This is a genomic window from Pseudomonas sp. (assembly GCF_049645325.1).
Taxonomy (GTDB): domain Bacteria; phylum Pseudomonadota; class Gammaproteobacteria; order Pseudomonadales; family Pseudomonadaceae; genus Aquipseudomonas.
This window is the reverse complement of the sequence record NZ_JBARTQ010000250.1, coordinates 1-19,013: the sequence shown is the minus strand read 5'-3', so window position 1 is coordinate 19,013 and position 19,013 is coordinate 1. Positions and strand designations below refer to the sequence as shown.

Annotated in this window: 15 protein-coding genes; 9 read left to right on the top strand and 6 right to left on the bottom strand. The window is 60.8% G+C overall.

Features of this window, described 5'->3' with window-relative positions; all coding sequences use genetic code 11:
• The first annotated feature begins 226 nt into the window (after positions 1 to 226).
• Positions 227 to 2,839, top strand: coding sequence for a hypothetical protein (locus WBB95_RS10925; RefSeq protein ID WP_424487603.1), 2,613 nt, complete (start codon positions 227 to 229; stop codon positions 2,837 to 2,839).
• Between the two features lie 66 nt (positions 2,840 to 2,905).
• On the opposite strand, the gene WBB95_RS10920 is transcribed toward WBB95_RS10925, so the two are convergent.
• Positions 2,906 to 3,775, bottom strand: a complete 870-nt coding sequence (locus WBB95_RS10920) for an isocitrate lyase/PEP mutase family protein (RefSeq protein WP_395607454.1) — start codon at positions 3,773 to 3,775, stop codon at positions 2,906 to 2,908.
• 315 nt (positions 3,776 to 4,090) lie between these two features.
• Between WBB95_RS10920 and WBB95_RS10915 the strand changes: the two genes are divergently transcribed.
• Positions 4,091 to 4,468 (top strand): c-type cytochrome, encoded by a 378-nt coding sequence (locus WBB95_RS10915; RefSeq protein ID WP_424487604.1) that lies wholly within the window; start codon positions 4,091 to 4,093, stop codon positions 4,466 to 4,468.
• Positions 4,469 to 4,631: 163 nt separating this feature from the next.
• On the top strand, positions 4,632 to 5,438 hold the full coding sequence (locus WBB95_RS10910) for an EAL domain-containing protein (protein WP_424487602.1): 807 nt from the start codon (positions 4,632 to 4,634) through the stop codon (positions 5,436 to 5,438).
• Here WBB95_RS10910 and WBB95_RS10905 read toward each other — a convergent pair.
• Genes WBB95_RS10905 through WBB95_RS10895 form a run of 3 tightly spaced genes read right to left on the bottom strand, consistent with a single transcriptional unit; the run spans position 5,418 to position 11,236 of the window.
• On the bottom strand, positions 5,418 to 8,483 hold the full coding sequence (locus tag WBB95_RS10905) for an efflux RND transporter permease subunit (RefSeq protein ID WP_424487601.1): 3,066 nt from the start codon (positions 8,481 to 8,483) through the stop codon (positions 5,418 to 5,420). The genes WBB95_RS10910 and WBB95_RS10905 overlap by 21 nt on opposite strands.
• 9 nt (positions 8,484 to 8,492) lie before the next feature.
• Entirely contained in the window at positions 8,493 to 9,680 is a 1,188-nt protein-coding gene (locus WBB95_RS10900) for an efflux RND transporter periplasmic adaptor subunit (protein WP_424487600.1), read from the bottom strand.
• 29 nt (positions 9,681 to 9,709) lie between these two features.
• Positions 9,710 to 11,236, bottom strand: a complete 1,527-nt coding sequence (locus tag WBB95_RS10895; protein ID WP_424487599.1) for an efflux transporter outer membrane subunit — start codon at positions 11,234 to 11,236, stop codon at positions 9,710 to 9,712.
• A gap of 416 nt (positions 11,237 to 11,652) precedes the next feature.
• Between WBB95_RS10895 and WBB95_RS10890 the strand changes: the two genes are divergently transcribed.
• The 3 genes from WBB95_RS10890 to WBB95_RS10880 all read left to right on the top strand — a co-directional run bounded on the left by WBB95_RS10890 (position 11,653) and on the right by WBB95_RS10880 (position 14,771).
• Complete coding sequence (locus WBB95_RS10890) at positions 11,653 to 12,288, top strand: hypothetical protein (protein WP_424487598.1); 636 nt, start codon at positions 11,653 to 11,655, stop codon at positions 12,286 to 12,288.
• 184 nt (positions 12,289 to 12,472) lie between these two features.
• Positions 12,473 to 13,429, top strand: a complete 957-nt coding sequence (locus tag WBB95_RS10885; protein WP_424487597.1) for an ABC transporter substrate-binding protein — start codon at positions 12,473 to 12,475, stop codon at positions 13,427 to 13,429.
• A gap of 16 nt (positions 13,430 to 13,445) precedes the next feature.
• Positions 13,446 to 14,771, top strand: coding sequence for an LLM class flavin-dependent oxidoreductase (locus WBB95_RS10880; RefSeq protein ID WP_424487596.1), 1,326 nt, complete (start codon positions 13,446 to 13,448; stop codon positions 14,769 to 14,771).
• Between the two features lie 6 nt (positions 14,772 to 14,777).
• Here WBB95_RS10880 and WBB95_RS10875 read toward each other — a convergent pair whose 3' ends face one another.
• Positions 14,778 to 15,203, bottom strand: coding sequence for a winged helix-turn-helix transcriptional regulator (locus WBB95_RS10875; protein WP_424487595.1), 426 nt, complete (start codon positions 15,201 to 15,203; stop codon positions 14,778 to 14,780).
• A 109-nt stretch (positions 15,204 to 15,312) separates the two neighbouring features.
• Between WBB95_RS10875 and WBB95_RS10870 the strand changes: the two genes are divergently transcribed.
• The gene (locus WBB95_RS10870; protein ID WP_424487594.1) at positions 15,313 to 16,086 is read left to right on the top strand and encodes an SDR family oxidoreductase; all 774 of its coding nucleotides are present in this window, start codon (positions 15,313 to 15,315) and stop codon (positions 16,084 to 16,086) included.
• Between the two features lie 159 nt (positions 16,087 to 16,245).
• Entirely contained in the window at positions 16,246 to 17,181 is a 936-nt protein-coding gene (locus WBB95_RS10865; protein ID WP_424487593.1) for a cupin, read from the top strand.
• A 1-nt stretch (position 17,182) separates the two neighbouring features.
• Here WBB95_RS10865 and WBB95_RS10860 read toward each other — a convergent pair whose 3' ends face one another.
• Positions 17,183 to 18,088, bottom strand: a complete 906-nt coding sequence (locus WBB95_RS10860; RefSeq protein WP_424487592.1) for a LysR substrate-binding domain-containing protein — start codon at positions 18,086 to 18,088, stop codon at positions 17,183 to 17,185.
• 127 nt (positions 18,089 to 18,215) lie between these two features.
• On the opposite strand from WBB95_RS10860, the gene WBB95_RS10855 reads away from it, so the two are divergent.
• Positions 18,216 to 18,830: a dTMP kinase gene (locus WBB95_RS10855; RefSeq protein ID WP_424487591.1), complete on the top strand. Its 615-nt coding sequence runs from the start codon at positions 18,216 to 18,218 to the stop codon at positions 18,828 to 18,830.
• Positions 18,831 to 19,013: the final 183 nt, after the last annotated feature.

The window sequence follows — 19,013 nt, the reverse complement described above, 5'->3', positions numbered from 1 at the left end:
GGTCTTAGCCGCTCTGCTTCGACAAAAAACCTTTGGTTTGCCGCCGCAGGCTCTGCGGCGGATTTTTTAGGCTTAGTTAAACTGGCGTTTATAAATATTCATGTGTGTAACTACTGCCTAAGTAGTGGCAGTGTGATTTCATGCGCGTTAATTGCTCGCGTGTAACAAGACTGTTGCACTTCCCGTCCAATAATCCTTTCTCCCATGCCGAAACAGGAGAAAGGTCATGCACGTCAACCCGGTCGACAGCACACCCAAGACGGGCGAGAACCCTAACTGGAACAAGGCGGTTTCCAGGGCGGTGGACAATCAGGCCGGCGACACCCGCCTCGGTCCGGATACAAAGCGCCCTCAAGGCGACTTCCGTACCGCGCAGCAGATCATCGACGACAACCCGCTGTTAAAAAACCTCGGCAACCAGAGCGGCGTGAAAGACACGCTGCGTGAACGTGTCGGTGACTTCGAGCACGACCCGGATGCGGCTTACCTCGCCAGCCGGGTGCTGGAGCACATTGAAAAACTCGACGAAAGCGGCAAGCCGATCAGCCTCAAGACCTCAGAACGCAACGAGGCCGGCAACGGCAAGGTCGACGGTTTCACCAAAGGTGGCGACGCCCGCCACGGCACCGAAGCCGGGCGCCTGCAGGACTTCGGCAAGTACGGCTGGGACACGCTCAAAGGTGAGCTGCCGGTCAGCAAACCCAAAGCGTCACCCAAGGGCGACGCGCCCTCCAATCACCTGCCATTGCCCGGCGAAGGGCGCCCGGTGGGCGACACGCGCAACGCGCAACAGATTATCGACGACAACCCGCTGTTGAAGAACCTGGGCAACCAAAGCGGGGTCAAGGACGCGCTGCGCGAGCGTGTCGGTGACTTCGAGCACGACCCGGATGCTGCGTGGCGTGCGGCCCAGGTGCTCAACTACGTGGAAAATTACGACGAGACCGGCAAGCACATTGAAGGCGGCGCTGTGGGCAATGGCCGTATCGACGGGTTCACCAAGGACGGCGAAGCACGTCACGGCACCGAAGCGGGGCGCCTGCAGGACTTCGGCAAGTATGGCTACGACAACCTCAAGGGCCTGGACGGCAACAGCGCCGACGACCAGATCAAGGACCTCAACGCCAAGGCCACCGAAGACGCGGTGAAGGCGGCCGGAGGGGACGCCTCCAAGGTTGGCGCCGACTACTTCGTCAGTGGCAACAGCAGCGCCAGCGGCGCGGATAAAACCGCCGCGATCATCCAGCTGTCCACCGGCCTTGCCAACTACAAGGCCGGTGCCGACGCGTTTGCGCACCAGGGGCCGGACGCGGCCAATGAGTGGTCGGGTGAGGGCAAATCACCGGGCCAGCAGCGCGAGGACTTTATCAACGATGTACAAAGTCGCATTGACCGGCTCAGCAAAGACCCCGACGTCCAGCAGTTCCTCAACACCCAAGGCACCGAGCAGTTGCAGAAAATGGTCGCCGCCGACCCGGCGCTGAAAGCCGAGATGGAACGCCGCCTGGAGGCTTCATCGAGCACCGATGCCCTGGAAAGTGCATTTGCCGCCAAGGGCGCCAGCACCACCGATGCGCTGTCGAGTTTTATCAAGTACCCGGACTTCTACGCACAGGCCCTGGGCAAGCAGCCGGACTACAAAAAAGCCCTGGAAAACGCCCCGCAGGCCATCAAGGACAAGGTCAAGGCCGAGTACGAACACATCACGTCCGGCAAGCAAATCAGCGACCTGATCGCCAGCGGCGTGCCGGCGGACAAGGCGGTGATTCAGTCCGGGGTGAACAAAGCGATTTTTGACGCGGTGCTCGACGACACCACCGTGCAGGCAGGCAGCAGCAGCTTCAACGATGCGGCGGCCAAACTGGGCCGCGAGGACCTGCTCAAAGGCCAGACCATCGATGATTTCTACCGCGGTTTGGGTGTCACCGGCGCCAACGACCCGCGCCTTGAGCAGGTGATCAACAACAACATTGCTGCATTCACCGCGCCCGGCGAAGCGCCCCCGAAGACCGCCGACATCATCAGCGGCATTCGCGCCGTGGAAGACGCCATGCGCGGCGGCGCCAAGTTCGACGACGCGATCAAGAAAGTCCAGAGCACCTGGGGCGGCAAACTTCCCGCCGGGGTGAGTGCGGCGTACAAGGCCGGGGTGATGCATGGCGTGTCCGGCGTGTTGCTGGCCGGCGCCATCGGTACGCGGATTGCCGCTGGCAAAGGCGGCAGCACCGCGCAAACGGTGGGGCAGTCGTTCCAGGCGGCAGGCCTGTTTCTGGAAGGCGGCGCCAAGTTCGTCCAGGACCAGTTCGACCGCACCAAACAAGGCACCTACAAGTTCGATGCGCCCAAATTTGTGAAGGATGTGGAGAACGTCGGCAAGAGCCTGGGCGGCGTGGCGGGCAACGTGTTGGGCTTGGTCACCGGGGCGATTTCGGCGAAGAACTCCGTGCAAAGTGGTGACAAGGTCGCTGCAGGCTTCCAGGGCACGTTCGCCGGGCTCAACGGTTTGTCTGCCGTGGCGGGCGCCGTGGAAGTCGCCACGTATGTCGTGCCGCGCATTACCACCGTGGCCGCAGGGGTTGCCGAAGCGGCAGGCGTGATTGGCGGCGCAGCGGGTGCGTTGGCCGGTGCCGTGGGCGGTATTGCGGCGGTAGGCGGGCTGATCTACGCGATCATTGCCGACATCAAGGCCGACAACGCGCGCAAGAAACAGCAGGAGGACTGGTACAAGGGCCTCACGGACCAGATCGGCGGGTTCGGCGTCACGCCGCCGCCCCTGGACGTGATTATCGCGCCGAAAAATGGCTACGTGGACGTGGGCAATCCCAGCGCCAACTATTGATCGACCTGTGCCGGTGTCCGGCACAGGTGTTTCATCCCACCCGCGCTGCGATTTTTTCGACCGGACTTACTCTTTGACGTCCATGAACTCTTCAGCCCAGGCCACGTAGTTTTCAGGCCGCGTGTAGGTATGCGTCAGCTCGGTAGCACCGAGGTTGGAGGTGCTGTGGGTCAGCTTGCGCTGGGCGCGCAGGCTGTCGTAAGTGGCCTTGATCGACGCAAAGTAGGCGCCGTGGCCGGCGACTACGATGCGCACGCCGAGCTTGGCCAGGCGTTCGCTGTCATTGAGTTTCGGGTTGCCGTAGGTCACCAGCATCAGTGGCACCGTGAGGTTTTGGGCGATCTGCTCAAGGTGGTCGAAGTCTTTGACGCCGACCATGCAGATGCCGTCGGCGCCGGCTTTTTCGTAGGCTTTGGTGCGTTCGATCACTTCTTCAGTCGGCAATACGCCGGCGTTGGTACGGGCGATGATCGAGAGTTCCGGGTCAACCCGCGCTTCCAGTGCCGCCTTGACCTTGCCGATGCCTTCTTCGATCGAGATCAGGTCAGTGGACTTGCGGCCAAATTGCGCAGGCAACAGCGTGTCTTCAATCGTCAGCGCCGCAACACCGGCACGCTCAAGCTCTTCAACGGTACGCATCACGTTGAGGGCATTGCCGTAACCGTGGTCGGCGTCGGCAATAAACGGCAGTTGTGCGACGCGCCCGATGCGGGTGGCCTGCTCGACGAACTCACTCAATGTAATCAGCGCAAAATCGGGGGCCGCGAGTACCTGCAACGATGCGACAGAACCGCCGAGGATTCCGACTTCAAAGCCCAGGTCGGCGGCGATACGCGCGGACATGGGGTCAAAGACAGACGCGGTTTCAACGCAGATGGGCTTTGCAAGCAGTTCACGGAAATTGCGGCGCAATGCTGAGTGAGAGATTTTCGGCATGTTCTTTCCTGGCTCTGGTCATCGTCGAGTGACGATCAATGTCTATTCGTGGTGGCGCGAGATTACCACGCAGAGGACCCGGAGATTATGACGTTTGAGCATGAGGGATGCGTCAAGCACATGGATCTTGGGTTCACGCTCAGGGTATGGACAGGCGCAAATGCAGGCGCTGGCGCGTCGATTGGCGACCTTGTCAACTTAATATCTGACATTGACCTGCCCGGTACCAACGCCGAAAGTACCCGCCGCACATAGAAGGCACACGCGCTGCCACCCCTAAAAACGAGAGACGCTAAAGGATTTAGCATGGTTGAAATGAAAAGACTGCTTGCCGCGGCGCTGGTCAGTGTTTCACTGGTTCAGGCATCTCCCTCTCGTGCGGACGTGGCCAACGGTAAAAACCTGTTTCTACAGCGCTGTGCCATGTGCCATGGGCCGGATATCAAGGGCACGGGACCACTGGCCCGGAAAAGCAATCCGCCCACGCCGGACCTCACAAGCCCCGCGTTCAGGAAACGGCTGGAGGACTACCCGGGCGTTATCGTGTCTTCGATCATCCTTCGCCCCAATGGCAACCTGATTCCAAAAACCTTGCAGGAGAACGGTGTAAAACTGCCCCCGCATGCCTGGACAGTGAATGATCTGCGCGACATTCATCAGTACATGAGCAGTGTTATTTCGAAAAGCCGCTGAGATAAGGCGCGCGGTAGGCCGCTGAATTTGAAGTAATGAGGCATCTTGTAGGATGTTTCTTGTGAGCTACCAGAAAAAACCTCGCCTATTTGCGGCAATGGCTGACTGAAACGCTGAGGCGAAACCTCGACACTGGCGCCCCGTTTCAACCCCTGAGCGCGCCATGATTTACCCTGCCAGCGTCCTGTCGGCCAGCGAATACGAAGTCGCCAATGCATTGGTCGAGGGCCAGATACAGCCGTTCTTTCAGCCCACGTTCAACCTGTCGAACAATGCCGTGGAGGGTGTTGAGGTACTGGCGCGCTGGTGCCATCCGCGGCGCGGCATCCTCGCGCCAGAGGCTTTCATGCCCGCTATCGTGCGCGGCGGGTTGTTGGACCCTCTACTGTTTTTTCAACTGCATCAGGGGTTGGCGCTGCAAAAGAAACTCGGGGGCAGGGGGCATTCCTTGGCGTTTGCCTACAACCTTGAGGCGGTACAGTTGGACGATCCTGGTTTGATCAACCGTGTAGGGGCGGCGCTCGCCCGGCATGGGATGCCGGCGTCCGGGGTCACCTTTGAACTCACCGAACGCGCGGCCATCGACTCTCGATCGCGCCAGCAGGAAACCCTGCAAGGGCTGGGCGCGCTGGGCTGTCGCTTGTCCATTGACGACTTCGGCACGGGCTTTTCCAACCTGCAACGCCTGCTTCAGGGGCCTTTCAATGAAATCAAACTGGATGCCAGCCTGGTCAACGGCGTGGTGGCGGATGCCCGCTGCAGAGCCATCGTCACAGCCGTCATCGGCCTGGGGCGAGCGCTGGGCCTGCGTGTGGTGCTCGAAGGCATCGAAACCCAGGCCCAGCGGCACGCCTTGATCGCGCTGGGCGGCACCACGGGCCAGGGTTATTTACACGCAAGGCCCATGAACGCCAGTGATCTGCTCGACTGGGTAGGCGTCCGGCACCTTTCAAGGGTGGCTGGGTTGTAGATCTTCCTCAGGTTGCTCAGCGTCCTGGTGATGCGTAGCGCCGATAAACATATACATCGCCGGTACCATGAACAGCGTCAGCAGCGTGCCGATCGACAAGCCGGCGAAGATCACCAAGCCCATGTCATGCCGGCCCGCCGCCCCGGCGCCGGATGCCCACACCAGCGGCACCACGCCCAGCACCATCGCTGCGGTGGTCATCAGAATCGGGCGTAGCCGAACCGCAGCTGCTTCTTCAATGGCCTCCCGCTTGCTGCGTCCCGCGCGCTGCAATTCGTTGGCAAACTGCACGATCAGAATCCCGTGCTTGGTGATCAGTCCCAGCAGCGTCACCAGGCCCACCTGGGTGTACACGTTGATGGAGGCGAAACCCATGGTGATAAAGGCCAGCGCGCCGAACAGCGCGGGCGGCACCGAGAACAGCACGACCACAGGGTCGCGGAAGCTCTCGAACTGGAAGGCCAGGGCCAGGTAGACGATCAGGACCGAGAACAGCAACAGCGCGACAAACCCGCCCGACTCTTGCGTGAACTGGCGGGATTCACCTGAGAAGTCCGAGGTGTAGCCGGAGGGCGCGACGTTCTTCAGGATCGTGTTCAGCTTCGCCAGCAGTTCACCCTGCGCCACGCCACTCACGCCTGACAGGGTCGCCGAGTTGAGTTGCTGGAAGTGGTTGATCGACTCCGGCTGCGTTGAGGTTTCGATGTGCGCCACGGTGCGCGCCTGGATCATGCTGCCGGAGGGCGTACGAATGTAGTAATCAAGAATCTGATCGGGGTTCAGGCGGTCGACCTGCAGCACTTGGGGAATGACTTTGTACGAGCGTCCGGCGGTGGAGAAGTAGTTCACGTAGTTGCCACCCAGTGCGGCAGACAGCGCGGCGCCGACGTCGGCCTGGGTCATGCCCAGCGCGGCAATTTTTTCGCGGTCGACCACCAGTTTGGCTTGCGGCTTGTCGAGTTTCAGGTCCATGTCGGAGAAATAGAACAGCTGTTGCTTCTGGGCCTCCGCCATCACCGCCTGGGCGACTTCGTTGAGGTTTTCCACGGAGTCGGTGGTGGTGATCACAAACTGCACCGGCAAGCCTTGGGCGCCCGGCAGCGACGGCAGCGGAAAGGCCGCGATGGTCGCGCCCGGCACCTGATTCCATTTTTGCTGCAGGTCCAGTATCAGTTGGGCCTGGGAGCGGGTGCGGTCGTCCCAGGTTTTGAGCAGCACGCCGCCCAGGCCCTGGTTGAGTATCGGCAGCCCGGTGAGCTGGAACATCTGCGCGTATTCGGTCTCTTTGTTGGCGATCTGGAAGGCCTGGTCGGCAATGCGCTCCATTTGTTGGGGCGAAGCGGTCGGCGGGCCTTTGATCTGCATGAAGACCAGCCCTTGGTCCTCGGTTGGCGACAGTTCGCTTTTGGCGGTCATGCCACTGGCGGCCACCAGCACGAACAGTAAAAAGCCAAACGTCACCAGCACCGGCCAGACGTTCAGGCCCGCGTGGAGCACGCGGTGGTAGCGTTTGCGCAGCCAGTCGAAGTACTGATCAAGCTTGTGGGCGAAGCGACCCTCTTCCTGGCCGGACTTGAACAACCGCGAGGTCATCATCGGCGAGAGTGTCAGCGCGACCACGGCCGACACGGTCACGGCACCCGCCAGCGAGAAGCAGAACTCCTTGAACAGCGCGCCCGTCAGCCCGCTGCGCAGCCCGATGGGCACGTAGGCGGCAATCAACACCACCGTCATCGCGATGATCGGGCCGCCCAGCTCCCGCGCCGCGACCAGCGCGGCCTCCAGCACGCCTTTGCCTTCTTCCTTGATATGCCGGTCGACGTTTTCTACCACGATAATCGCGTCGTCCACCACCAGGCCGATCGCCAATACCAGCGCGAGCAAGGTCAGCAGGTTAATCGAGTAGCCGAGCAGGTACATGATGAAGAATGTGCCGACCAGCGACAGTGGGATCGCCACCAAGGGCACGATGACCGCGCGGAACGAGCCGAGAAACAGGTAGATCACCACCGAAACAATGATCATCGCCTCGACCAGGGTTTTCACCACCTCATAAATCGAGGTGTTGATGAACGCTGTGGAGTCATACACGATCTCGCCGCGCACGCCGGCGGGTAGTTGGGATTGCAGCTCGGGGAAGGCTTCACGCACGCTGTCGGCGACGGTCAGGATGTTGGCATTCGGCGCCGCCTTGATGCCGATGAACACCGAACGCTTGCCGGAAAACGCCACGCTGCTGTCGTAGCTTTCGGCACCCAGGGTCACGGTGGCGACGTCTTCCAGGTACACCAGCGCATCGCCTTTTTGCTTGATCACCAGGCGCTTGAATTCGTCCACGGTGTGCAAGTCGGTCCCGGCCGTCAGGTCGACCGTGACTGTTTGCCCGCGGGTGGAGCCGACGGCAGACAAGTAGTTGTTGTTCGCCAGGGCGGTGGACACGTCCTGCGCCGTGACGTTATGCGCGGCCAGCTTGTCGGGGTCCAGCCAGGCGCGCAGGGCGAACTGGCGCCCGCCCAGGATTTCAGCGGTTTGCACGCCCTGGATCGAATCCAGCTTGGGCTTGACCACGCGCACCAGGTAATCGGTGATGTTGTTGGTGGGCAGGGTGTCGCTGTAGAACCCCAGGTACATGGCGTCTGTGGTCTGCCCGACCGCCACGGTCAGCACCGGCTCCTGGGACTGGGCCGGCAGTTGGTTCTTGACCGAGTTGACCTGGGTATTGATCTCGGTGAGTGCCTTGCTGGCTTCATAGTTCAGGCGCAGCGTGGCGGTAATGGTCGAGACACCGGTGATGCTGGTGGATGACAAGTAGTCGATGCCCTGGGCCTGGGCGATGGCCGATTCAAGCGGCTGGGTGATAAAACCGGCGACCGTGGAGGCATCCGCGCCGTAGTAGGCGGTGGTGATGGTGACCACGGTGTTTTCGGTGCGTGGCCATTGGTTTACCGGCAATTCGAAGATCGAGCGCAGCCCCAGGATCAGGATGAACAGCGAGACGACAATGGCCCAGACCGGTCGCTGAATAAAGGTATCGGTAAGCTTCATGGGACACCTTTAGTGTTCTTGGGGAGTCGGAGCCGGGTCGTTCAGTGGCGCGGTGCTGTTGTCGACCTTTACCGGCGAGCCGTTTTTGAGCTTCATCTGGCCGCTGGTGATCAGCAGGTCGCCTTCTTTCACGCCGGACAGGATCGCGACCTGGTCGCCACGGGTCGGGCCGGTCTTGATGAAGGTTTGCTGCGCGGTGAGGACTTCCTCGCCTTTGTCGTTCTTGCTCGATGTGGCGATGAACACCGTGGTGCCGTAAGGGTTGTAGGTCACCGAGGTCTGCGGAACGGTGAGGTAGCGCTGCGGCGCGCCGGAGTTGACGACGGCCCTGGCAAACATGCCGGGCACCAGGTTTTTCCTGGGGTTGTCGACGGTGGCCTCGACGGTAACGTTGCGCGTGGTCGAGTCGAACTGGGTGTCGATGGTGCTGATCTTGCCGGTAAAGGTCTGGTTCGAGAGGCCGTCGGCCGTCACCAGCACGCCTTGGCCGATGGCGATGGCCTCCAGCTGGGTCTGGGGCACCGTGAAGTCGATGTAGATAGGGTCGAAGGTTTGCAACGTGGCGATCTTGTCGCCGGGGTTGAGGTATTGGCCGGGGTTGACGCTGGTAATCCCGATACGCCCGGCAAACGGAGCACGGATGGTTTTCTTCGCCACCAGCGCGCGCTGTTGTTCGGCGGCGGCAAGTTTGGCTTTCAAGTCGGCGGTGTCGGTGTCGACCTGTGCCTGGGAGATGGCGTTGACGGCCAATTGGGCCTTGTCGCGCTTGAGCACGATAGCGGCCAGGTCGGAGGAGGCTTCCAGTGAGTGCAGCTGGGCGATGTCGGAGTCGGCGTTCAACTGCACCAGCAGTGCCTGGGCCTGCACTTCTTGCCCAGGCGTGAAGCCGAGGGTGCGCACGATGCCGCCGACCTCAGTGGTCACATCCACGCCTCTGACAGCCTTCATCGAGCCCACCGCGCTGACATTCGGTTGCCAGTCGCTGAACGGCACGTGCAGGGCGGTCACCACTGAAGCAGGCAACGGCACTTTTGACTGGGCGATCAAGGCAGAAATCTGCACGAACTTCACCCCGGCAATGATCGCGACGATCACCAGCACCACCACGATCATGATCAGCATCGGCCGCCACAGCCGACGCTTGCGCGGCGCGTCGGGCGGGGGTGGCAGGGGAGAAGCGGTGATGACGTCAGCCATGGGTGTTCTCGCTGTTTGAAGATTTAAGTTCAGTCGAACCGTGCCGAATCGGCAGGTGCTGCCTTGGTCTTGGCCGGCATGATCTCTTGCCACGACGGCAAGCCGAAGCGATCAGGCTGGCCCTTCGTGGCGGGGTCCACGTCCGTGCGGTTCCACCAGCCGCCGCCGAGTGCCTGGAACAGCGCCGTGGTGTCGCTGTAACGCGAGGCCTGCGCCTTGACGCGGGCAAGCACGGTGTTCTGGTAAGTTTGCTGGGCCGTCAGCAGGTTGATGTAGGCCACGGCGCCGAGTCGGAACTGGGCTTGCACCAAATCCAGGTTGGCTTGCGCGGAGCGCTCGGCCACCACCTGCTGATTGAGCGCATCGGCGTCCGCCTCCAGCGCCCGCAGCGCGTTGGCAACGTCCTGGAAGGCACCAATGACGGTGCCGCGATAACGCGCGGCCGACGCGTCATATGCCGCCACGGCGGCGCGCTTGCGATGTTCGAGCGCGCCAGCATCAAACAGCGGTTGGGCGATCGACCCGGCGAGGCTCCAGACGCCGGTGCCCGACGAAAACAGCTTGGTCCCGCTCGCCACCGTGGAACCCAAGGACCCGGTGATGCTGAACTGTGGCAACTGGTTGGCGACGGCCACGCCGATGTCGGCGCTGGCTTGGTGCAGTTGCGCCTGCGCGGAACGCACATCCGGGCGCTGGCCGACGAGTGCCGAAGGCAGGCTGAGCGGCAACGCTTCCGGCAGTTGCAGGGAGGCCAGATTGAAGCGTTCGTCGCGGTCCTGGTTGGGGAACCGGCCGAGATAGGCCATCAATTGGTTGCGGGTCTGCGCCAATTGCTTTTGCAACGGCGGCAAGGTGGCACGGGTTTGCGCCAGCGCCGTCTGCTGCGTGAGGACGTCGGTATCGCCGATGGCACCCAACCGGCGCTGGGCCTGCAACAGGTCAAGCTGGCCGCTTTGGAGGCGGATGATTTCCTCGGTGGCAGCGACCTGGTCGCGTACCGAGGCCAGGCTAATCGCGGTATTGACCACGTTGGAGGTCAACGTGAGGTACGTCGCCTCCAGCTGGAAGCGTTCGTACTCGGCTTGCTGCGTGGATGATTCGATTTGCCGGCGCGTGCCGCCGAACACATCCGGGGCATAGGAAACGTTCAGCGACGCAGAACTTACCGTCAGAATCGGCGACGACGGCAGGCCGGTTTCAGCCCCGGAGACTTTCTCGCGGGTTTTCGACACATTGCCGTTGACGGAGGGAAACAGCGAAGCCTGGTCGGCGTACACCAGCTCATTGGCCTGACGCAGCGCGGCCTGGGCGGCAGTGACGTCCGGGTTGGCGCGCAACGCTTCTTCCACCAGGGCATTCAATGCTGGCGAGCGGAACAGCGTCCACCATTGCCCGGGAATATCCATCCCGGCAACCAAGCGCTGCGCGGCACCGCCGGCATCAATGTCGGCCTTGGCGGTGGACGTCAGCTTCTCCCGGGAATAATCGGCATTCGCCGGCACATCCGGCCGTGCGAAATCCGGGCCGACGGTGCAGCCGGCCAAGGCGATGCACAACAGGCTCAGCGGAGCCAGAAGGTGCGGTGGTCGAAAAAGGGCGCGCGGGTGCGCCGTTTGTTGCGGTCCCGATGCAAGCTGCCGAGGCTGCTCTTTCATATTTACTCTGATTAATCAGTTGGTTAACTGTTTGGATGAGCAATGAGTGGCGGTGCATCAGGCCGGCCCGTGAGGGGCGCGGGTTGGCGGGGTTCATGTGGCGGTGGTCAGGTGGATTGAACGTTAATTCAAGAATGAGGTATGCGCCAATAGAGGGAATCTTCAGCGCGCAGGGTGGGATGAGGTTTTGGGCTATGGCGCGCCGCAGGGCTCAGGAACGGCCCTATACCGCGAATCACCGTTATGACGTTAAAGTGCCCCTGCAACGCGCCTTGATCAGAAGCGCGTTTTAACCTCGAAAGGGACGTCGATTCACCATGAAAAAAGCTTCTCGCATTCTGCTGACCGTTCTTTTACTGAGTGTGGGTGCCTCAACTCAGGCGGCTGAGGGTTTCATCGGTACCGGAACCAACGCTGGTAACGGTTACGAGCCCGATGGCCACGGCGGATTAAGGGGCACCGGGGGAAATTCGGGCGGTGATTACGAACTGCAAAAAGACGGATCACTAAAAGGTACCGGCACCAATATTGGCAAGGGCTTTGTCCCGGCCGATGACGGTGGACTCACGGGCACCGGCTACAACCAGGGCAAAAGGTTCAGCCCGGATGGCTCGGGTGGTTACAAGGGCCGTGGCGCCAGCTATGGCGAAGATTACAAGTCCGACGGCCAGGGCTATTTCCGCGGTGAAGACACCGCCCTGGGCGGGAGCTGGAGGGCGGATGGCAAGGGTGGCTATGAGGGGACTGGCGACAACCGCAAGCGTGGCTACGATTCCGATGGCCGTGGCGGTTACATCGGCACGGGAAAGAACCGTGGTCGAGGCCTTGAATCAGACGGCAAAGGCGGCTTTATCGGCACTGGCGACAATGCGGGTGGCGGCTGGGTCCCTGATGGATACGGTGGCTACAAAGGGACTGGCAACGTTCGAGGCGAGCACTGGCGACCTGACTGATTGCCTCCCTTTTCGTAATGAATGCATTATTTGCATTTTTATCGAATTAGGTTATGCGTAATCAGTATTTTACACGCAGTATCCAGCGCTTCATCGTATCGGCACGCTGCACACCCTATAGACACTGCCGAGACCGCACGCGCGGATCGACTTTCAATGCCTGAGAAGGCATCTGGAGACGAACGTGCGTTACCTGACAACACTGGCGGCCGGTTTGGCCGCCACCTTGCTGTGCCTGACTGCGAACGCGCAAACGCTGGTGGTCGGTGACCAAAGCTACAACGCCCAGGCCGTGATGGAGGCGGCGGGGGTGCTGGATAATCTGCCTTACACCCTTGAATGGAAGCAATTCACCGCCGGGTCGCCGGTGGCCGAAGCGCTCAACGTCAACAGCCTGGATATCGGTTTGCTCGGTGATGCGCCCGTGCTGTTTCTAGGTGCCTTGGGTGCGCCGATCAAGGTGATCGCCATCAGTCGGCAGAACCTCGACGGCGTGGCCATTCTGGTGAGCAAGGATTCCCCGATTCACAGCCTCGCGGACCTTGCGGGCAAACGCGCAGCGATCTGGAAAGGTTCCTGGAGCCAGCAATTGCTGCTGACCGCGCTGGATAAAGCCGGGGTGCCAAAGGACTCGGTGGAGCTGCGCTACCTCAGCGCACTGGACGCCTCCCATGCGCTGGAAGGCGGTTCTGTTGATGTCATCGCCACGTGGGAGCCCTACGTAACGCAGCAAGAGCGCCAAGGTGCGCGCGTGCTGGCGACCGCTGACGGTTTGATCCCGGCCCAGAGCTTCGTTGCAGCCAATAGTCAGGCTGTCGACACCAAGCGTGCGCAGATCAGTGATTTTCTCCAGCGCCTCAAGAAAGCCCGTGATTGGGCTGGCCAACGCCCGGCCAACACCGATGCCTATGCGGACGCGTGGGCCAAACGCACAAGGGCCGATGCGGACATCGCCCGCGCATGGTTTGCCCGTGCTCGCGCGACGGTTGAACCCGTGACGGATCAGTCGCCGGTGGAGGCGCAAAAGACCGTGGACTTTTTTGCCAGCCAGGGGCTGGTCAAACCGTACGCCGCAGCCACGCTGTTTGACGCTTCCTTTGCGGCGTCCCTGCAGCCAGCCGTCGCCAAAACCCAGCCCTGAACGGAATACGTAAGACATGACCAAAAGACAGCTCAAACTAGGCGCCTTGACCATGGGATGTGGCGGGCCAGGTCGCCACAACCTGTGGCTTGACCCGCAACTGCCGGCCGACGCCAGCGTTAACGTCGACTGGTACATCGACATTGCGCGACAGGCCGAGGCGGCACTGTTCGACTTGATCTTCATCGTCGACAGCCAATTCATCACGCCCGGTTCACCGTCCCACTACCTGAACCGGCTGGAGCCGCTGACGCTGTTATCGGCACTCGCCGTGAGCACGCGGCACATCGGTTTGGTCGGCACGCTGACCACTTCTTACAACTCGCCATACAACGTTGCGCGGCGCCTGGCCTCGCTCGATCTGATCAGCAAAGGCCGCGCCGGCTGGAACGTGGTGACCAGCGGCGATGCCGGTACCGCCGGCAACTACAGCCGCGACGAACACTACGATTACGACACCCGTTATGGCCGCGCGGCCGAACACGTGCAGGTGGTGCAGGGGCTGTGGAACTCCTACGAGGAAGACGCCTTCGTGCGCGACAGGGCCACCGGCCAGTTTCTCGACCCAAGCAAGCTGCACAGCCTGAACCATCAGGGCGAGCATTTCTCCGTGGTCGGCCCGCTGAATATCCAGCGCTCACCCCAAGGCCAGCCGGTGATATTCCAGGCCGGCGACTCGGAGCAAGGTCGCGACCTGGGCGCCGCCACCGCTGATGTGATCTTCACCCATGCGGCCAGCATCGAGCAGGGCCAGGCGTTCTACCGGAATATAAAGGGCAGGGCGGTGCAACAGGGCCGCGACCCGGAACAATTGCTGGTGATGCCCGGCGCCGAGATCTATGTCGGCGACACCGACGCGCACGCGCGTGAAATCGAGCAGCACTACCATCAGGCCGACCATAGCTTTGAACTCGCGCTGAAGGAGTTCGGGCGCAATTTCGGCTGGCATGATTTCAGCCAGTACGACCTTGATGCGCCGTTCCCGCAGGAAAGCCTGGAGGCAGCGCGCAGCAGCTTTTTCACTGCCGCCAAACGCATTGCCGACCAGGCTCGCGAGAAAGGTTTTAGTTTGCGCCAGGCCGTAGAGTTCGGTCGGCAATTGCGCCCGGGGGCCTTTGTGGGGGCGGCGGACACGGTCGCGCAGAAAATAGCGGAGTGGTTTGAGGCCCGAGCCGTGGATGGTTTCAACATCTACATCGGGCACCCGCAGCAGTTCGGGCGTTTCACCCAGGAGGTCATACCGTTGCTGCAGGAACGTGGCGTGTACCGCACGGCGTATGAAGGGTCGACACTGCGCGAAAGCCTGGGGTTGGAGATTCCGAAGTTCAGGCCCAAGGGGTAATCCGGTTCACCGCAGGTCGAAATCCACGCGGGCTTTTTCAATCTGTTCAAGATTTTCCGCTGCCCAGACCCACACGCCACAAAACGCTGCACCCAGCGTCAGACCAAGCGGCGTAAGGCTGTATTCAACTTTCGGAGGCACTACGGCGTACACCTTGCGCAGCACGAGACCATCTCGCTCCATGGCTCGCAAGGTTTGCGTCAGCATTTTCTGGCTGATCCCTTCGACCCGTTCACTCAAGCGCGTAAAGCGCAGGGGCGTGGTTTCGATCAAGGTTTCGAGAATCAGCATTGTCCATTTGTCTGCCACTCGACCGATCAGGTCGGTGACCAGAGAGGCGATGCGCGGGTCCAGGTCCTTGGGCGGCGTTTGCCTTGAGTAGTACTGCGCGGCGGCGATCTGCTCGTCTGTGAAAACCGGGTGGTTGTTCATTGGCTGGACACTCTCTTTTAGGTGCGTATAGATCTTTTGGGTGCCTACTGTCTTATGGTCAGTGTATCCCTCAAGCTCCTTACAGGTTACCCACAACTGGAGTGCTTCGATGAAGATGACTGGACGAACAGTGCTGGTGACGGGAGGTTCGAGCGGTATCGGGCTTGAACTTGCCCGTCAACTTCTGGAGCGGGGCAACACGGTCATCGTGACGGGCCGTGATCCGCACAAACTGGATGCAGCGCGGCAACAGTTGCCGCTGTTGCAGACGTTTCAAAGCGATGTGCGCGACCCTGCCGGCATTCAGGCGTTATTTCTGGCGGTCACCACGCAATTCCCGACGCTCGATACCTTGGTGAATAACGCAGGCGTGATGCGCAACATCAGGCTGGCGCAGCCGCGGGCGTTAGACGACTTGACTGAAGAAGTCGACATCAACCTGAATGGCCCGATGCGGATGATCCAGCAATTTTTGCCCTATCTACTCCAGCGACAAAGCGGCTTGATCGTTAACGTCTCGTCCGGGCTGGCGTTTATTCCGTTCCCGGCGGCACCCGTGTACAGCGCCTCCAAGGCAGCACTGCACGCTTACACCCAATGCCTGAGGGCGCAACTCAAGCACAGCGCCGTTACCGTCATCGAAATTGCGCCACCGGGAACGGAAACCCCGTTGTTCAGAGGCGAGTTCGCGGCAGAAATGAAAAACGAAAAGGGCATGGACCCAGCGCTTTTAGTGCGTCAGTGCATCCGGAAAATTGAGGCCGGGCAACTGGAAATATGCCCGGGCGTCAGCCAGGTGCTGAAGGTGGCCCGCCGAGTTGCGCCGGGTTTGATGCTTCAACAGATGATCAAGCTCAGTCGGGCCGGTCAGCAAGTGCAATAGGAGGTGGGCGATGACGTGCGCAAGTACACCTCCCCATTTCGCATAACTGCTGTGCCGGGCAGGGGCTTAATCCGCTGACGGGCAATGCCTATAGTGAGTTCATTACCGCAGTGCGCTCAAGGCGCTGCGGGGAACCCGCCGAAAACTGAGGTGAGCCCGATGAACCAGGAATTCAAGCCAACACAACTGAGCGATATCAACCAGGTGGACGCCGAGTACTTCGAATACAGCAAGGCGGCCAACCCCATCAGTGCAAACCTGATTTCGCGAATTCCCTACCACAGCTTCCCGGCCGCGCTGTATGACAGCGGCCCCTCGCGAATTGTCCCGCTGGACCTCAGCGACGCACTGGGGTGTGAGGGGCCGGCGACAGGGCCCGGGCTTTGCGCGAATTTCATGCGTCTTAACGGCGGCGACACGCTGACCGTGCACCCCAACGCGACCTCGCAGGTGTTTTATGTGATCGCCGGGGAGGGCGCAGTGGTGCAGGGCGCGCATGAGATTGAGTGGTCAAAGGGCTGCTTTATCGCACTGCCGGGCTTGCAGGCAGCGCACTGCAGCGCCACACAGGATGCGCGCCTTTACTACGTGCACGATGAGCCGCTATTGCGCTATCTGGGCGTAACACGCAGCGCAGATCGCTTCACCCCGACGCTGTACCCCGCAGCGTTGGCCAACGCCAAGTTGCGGGAAGCGGCCGATGACCCGCGTGCCCAGGACCGCAGCCGCATCAGCATCCTGCTGGGCAACCGCAACTTTCCACAGACGCGAACCGTCACCCATGTGCTGTGGGCGATGTATGGGATTTTGCCGGCAGGCTCTGTGCAAAAGCCTCATCGGCATCAGTCGATTGCACTGGATTTCATCATTGATTGCCCCAAGGGTTGTTATTCGCTGGTGGGGACGGAGCTCGACGCGGAGGGGCAAATCCGCAACCCGGTGCGCGTTGACTGGTCGCCGGGCCTGGCATTTGTGACGCCGCCGGGGTATTGGCATGCGCACTTCAATGAGTCGGACACCGAAGCGTTCCTGATCCCGATCCAGGATGCGGGGCTGCAAACCTACCTGCGCGCGTTGGATATTCGCTTCAGTTGAGTCACTTCCAGTCAGGTGTCTCGCCCAGTCGTTCAACGATGAAGTCGATAAAACACCTGACCTTGGAAGACACAATGCGCTTGGGCGGGTAGACAAACCACAGGGAAAACGCCCGCTCAGTGCTGCGGATGCTCCACTCCGGCAGCCACACCACCAGGTCGCCGGCATCGATACTGCGCGCCACCAGCCAGTCTGGCAGCAGCGCAAAGCCCAAGCCTTGGCGCGCGGCGATCAACTGCGCGTCCAAGTCATTCATTCGAATACAGCCACCCTGCGCCAGCGGTGATACCCGGTCCCCGGAGACGAACGTGATATCGCCGGTGGCGCTCGTCCCCAGTACCGCAGGCACACCGACGAGGTCTGCGGGTGTTGAGGGCGGCGGGTGCAGCAGGCAAAAAGCCGGGCTTGCGACCACGCGGTAATGGCTGTCGCTGAGTTTGCGTGCTTTTAACGTGGAATCGGCCAGCGCACCAATCCGAATCGCCAGATCGACGCCGGAATGAATCAGGTTGACCTGGGCGTTATCCAACACCAATTCGACGCTGATTTGCGGGTAGCGCAGCAGGAAATCGTTCAAGGCCGGAAGAATATGGTGACGGGCAAAGGCCGGCGGCAAGTTGAGTTTCAGCACGCCGCGCGGATGCTGGTTCAGCGCAGAGGTGGCGGCTTTGGCTTGTTCAAGTTCATCCAGCACCCGGCGGGCGTGCATCAGGAATGTCTGGCCACCCTCCGTCAAATGAAGCGTGCGTGTCGAACGGTTGAACAGCGCAATGCCCAGGTCCTGCTCAAGGTCCTTCACATACCGCGAAACGGTAGACGCCTTGATGCCGAGACGCTCGGCCGCGCGGGAGAAGTTATTGCCTTCAGCGGCTTCGACGAAGGCCGTGAGAGCGGCGAAGTAATCCAAGTGAAGCCTCGACAGGGAAGAGGTTGCAACGGGCAGAGTGGGCGACAGCAGCGGGTTTGTCGAATCGGCCCGTTATTCAGTTAAAGTGTTCGTCACTTAAAACGCTGTATCAATCGTTATGTGAAGAATGAATCGTCCGCTATTTGTTTCTCTGGATGGACCCAAAGGCACTGGCAAAACCACGCTTTTGGAGGCAGTTACCAAGGCACTGAGGGCCGACAACAAAAAGGTCATCCGTCTTTGCGAGAAGAAAAGCGATCCCTTCAGGGGCGAAACAATGGCCCTTGTTAACATACTCGTCAGAAATCCCTCCCGGGATTTGGCGTGGACGGTGTGTGAACGCTTGGCTGATAGCCGTGCCTGGATTTCCCGGCACGTGCTGACCAAGCAACCCGCCGACAGCATCATCCTGATTGATCGCTGGTACCCCTCTGATGCGGCATTTCGCCGGACAGTCCCGTTTGCAGAGATTCTGCAGTTGAACATTGATCGACACGTGCAAGTGCCGGACCTGCATGTCGGGGTTGTCACCGATCCTGAAATGTCATGGGCGAGGGCTGCGAAACGACGGCGTGGGCTGGGCAGTACTGTGCTTCATACGCTGGAGGAGCATGTCGCCTGCACCGAGGCATTCGTGCGAGCGGTTGCTGATCACGGGTGGGTGTTATGCCGCAATGAAGGGACGATCGAAGATGCGACGGCGCAGGTGGTTTTCGAGATTTGCAGAATGAATGGCAAGTGAGTGTGGGACTGATCGACGATGCCTAATACGTTATTTAACAAGTGGGCGATGTCAGATGTTCATAAGCCACTCACGGGCCTGAGATTGCTGACTCAAAGTCCTCGAAACGAATGGGGTCGTTCATCGATAACTGTTCATGACGAGTGCCCCAGCGGACTGCAGAGCGAGCAATTAGGTCGTATG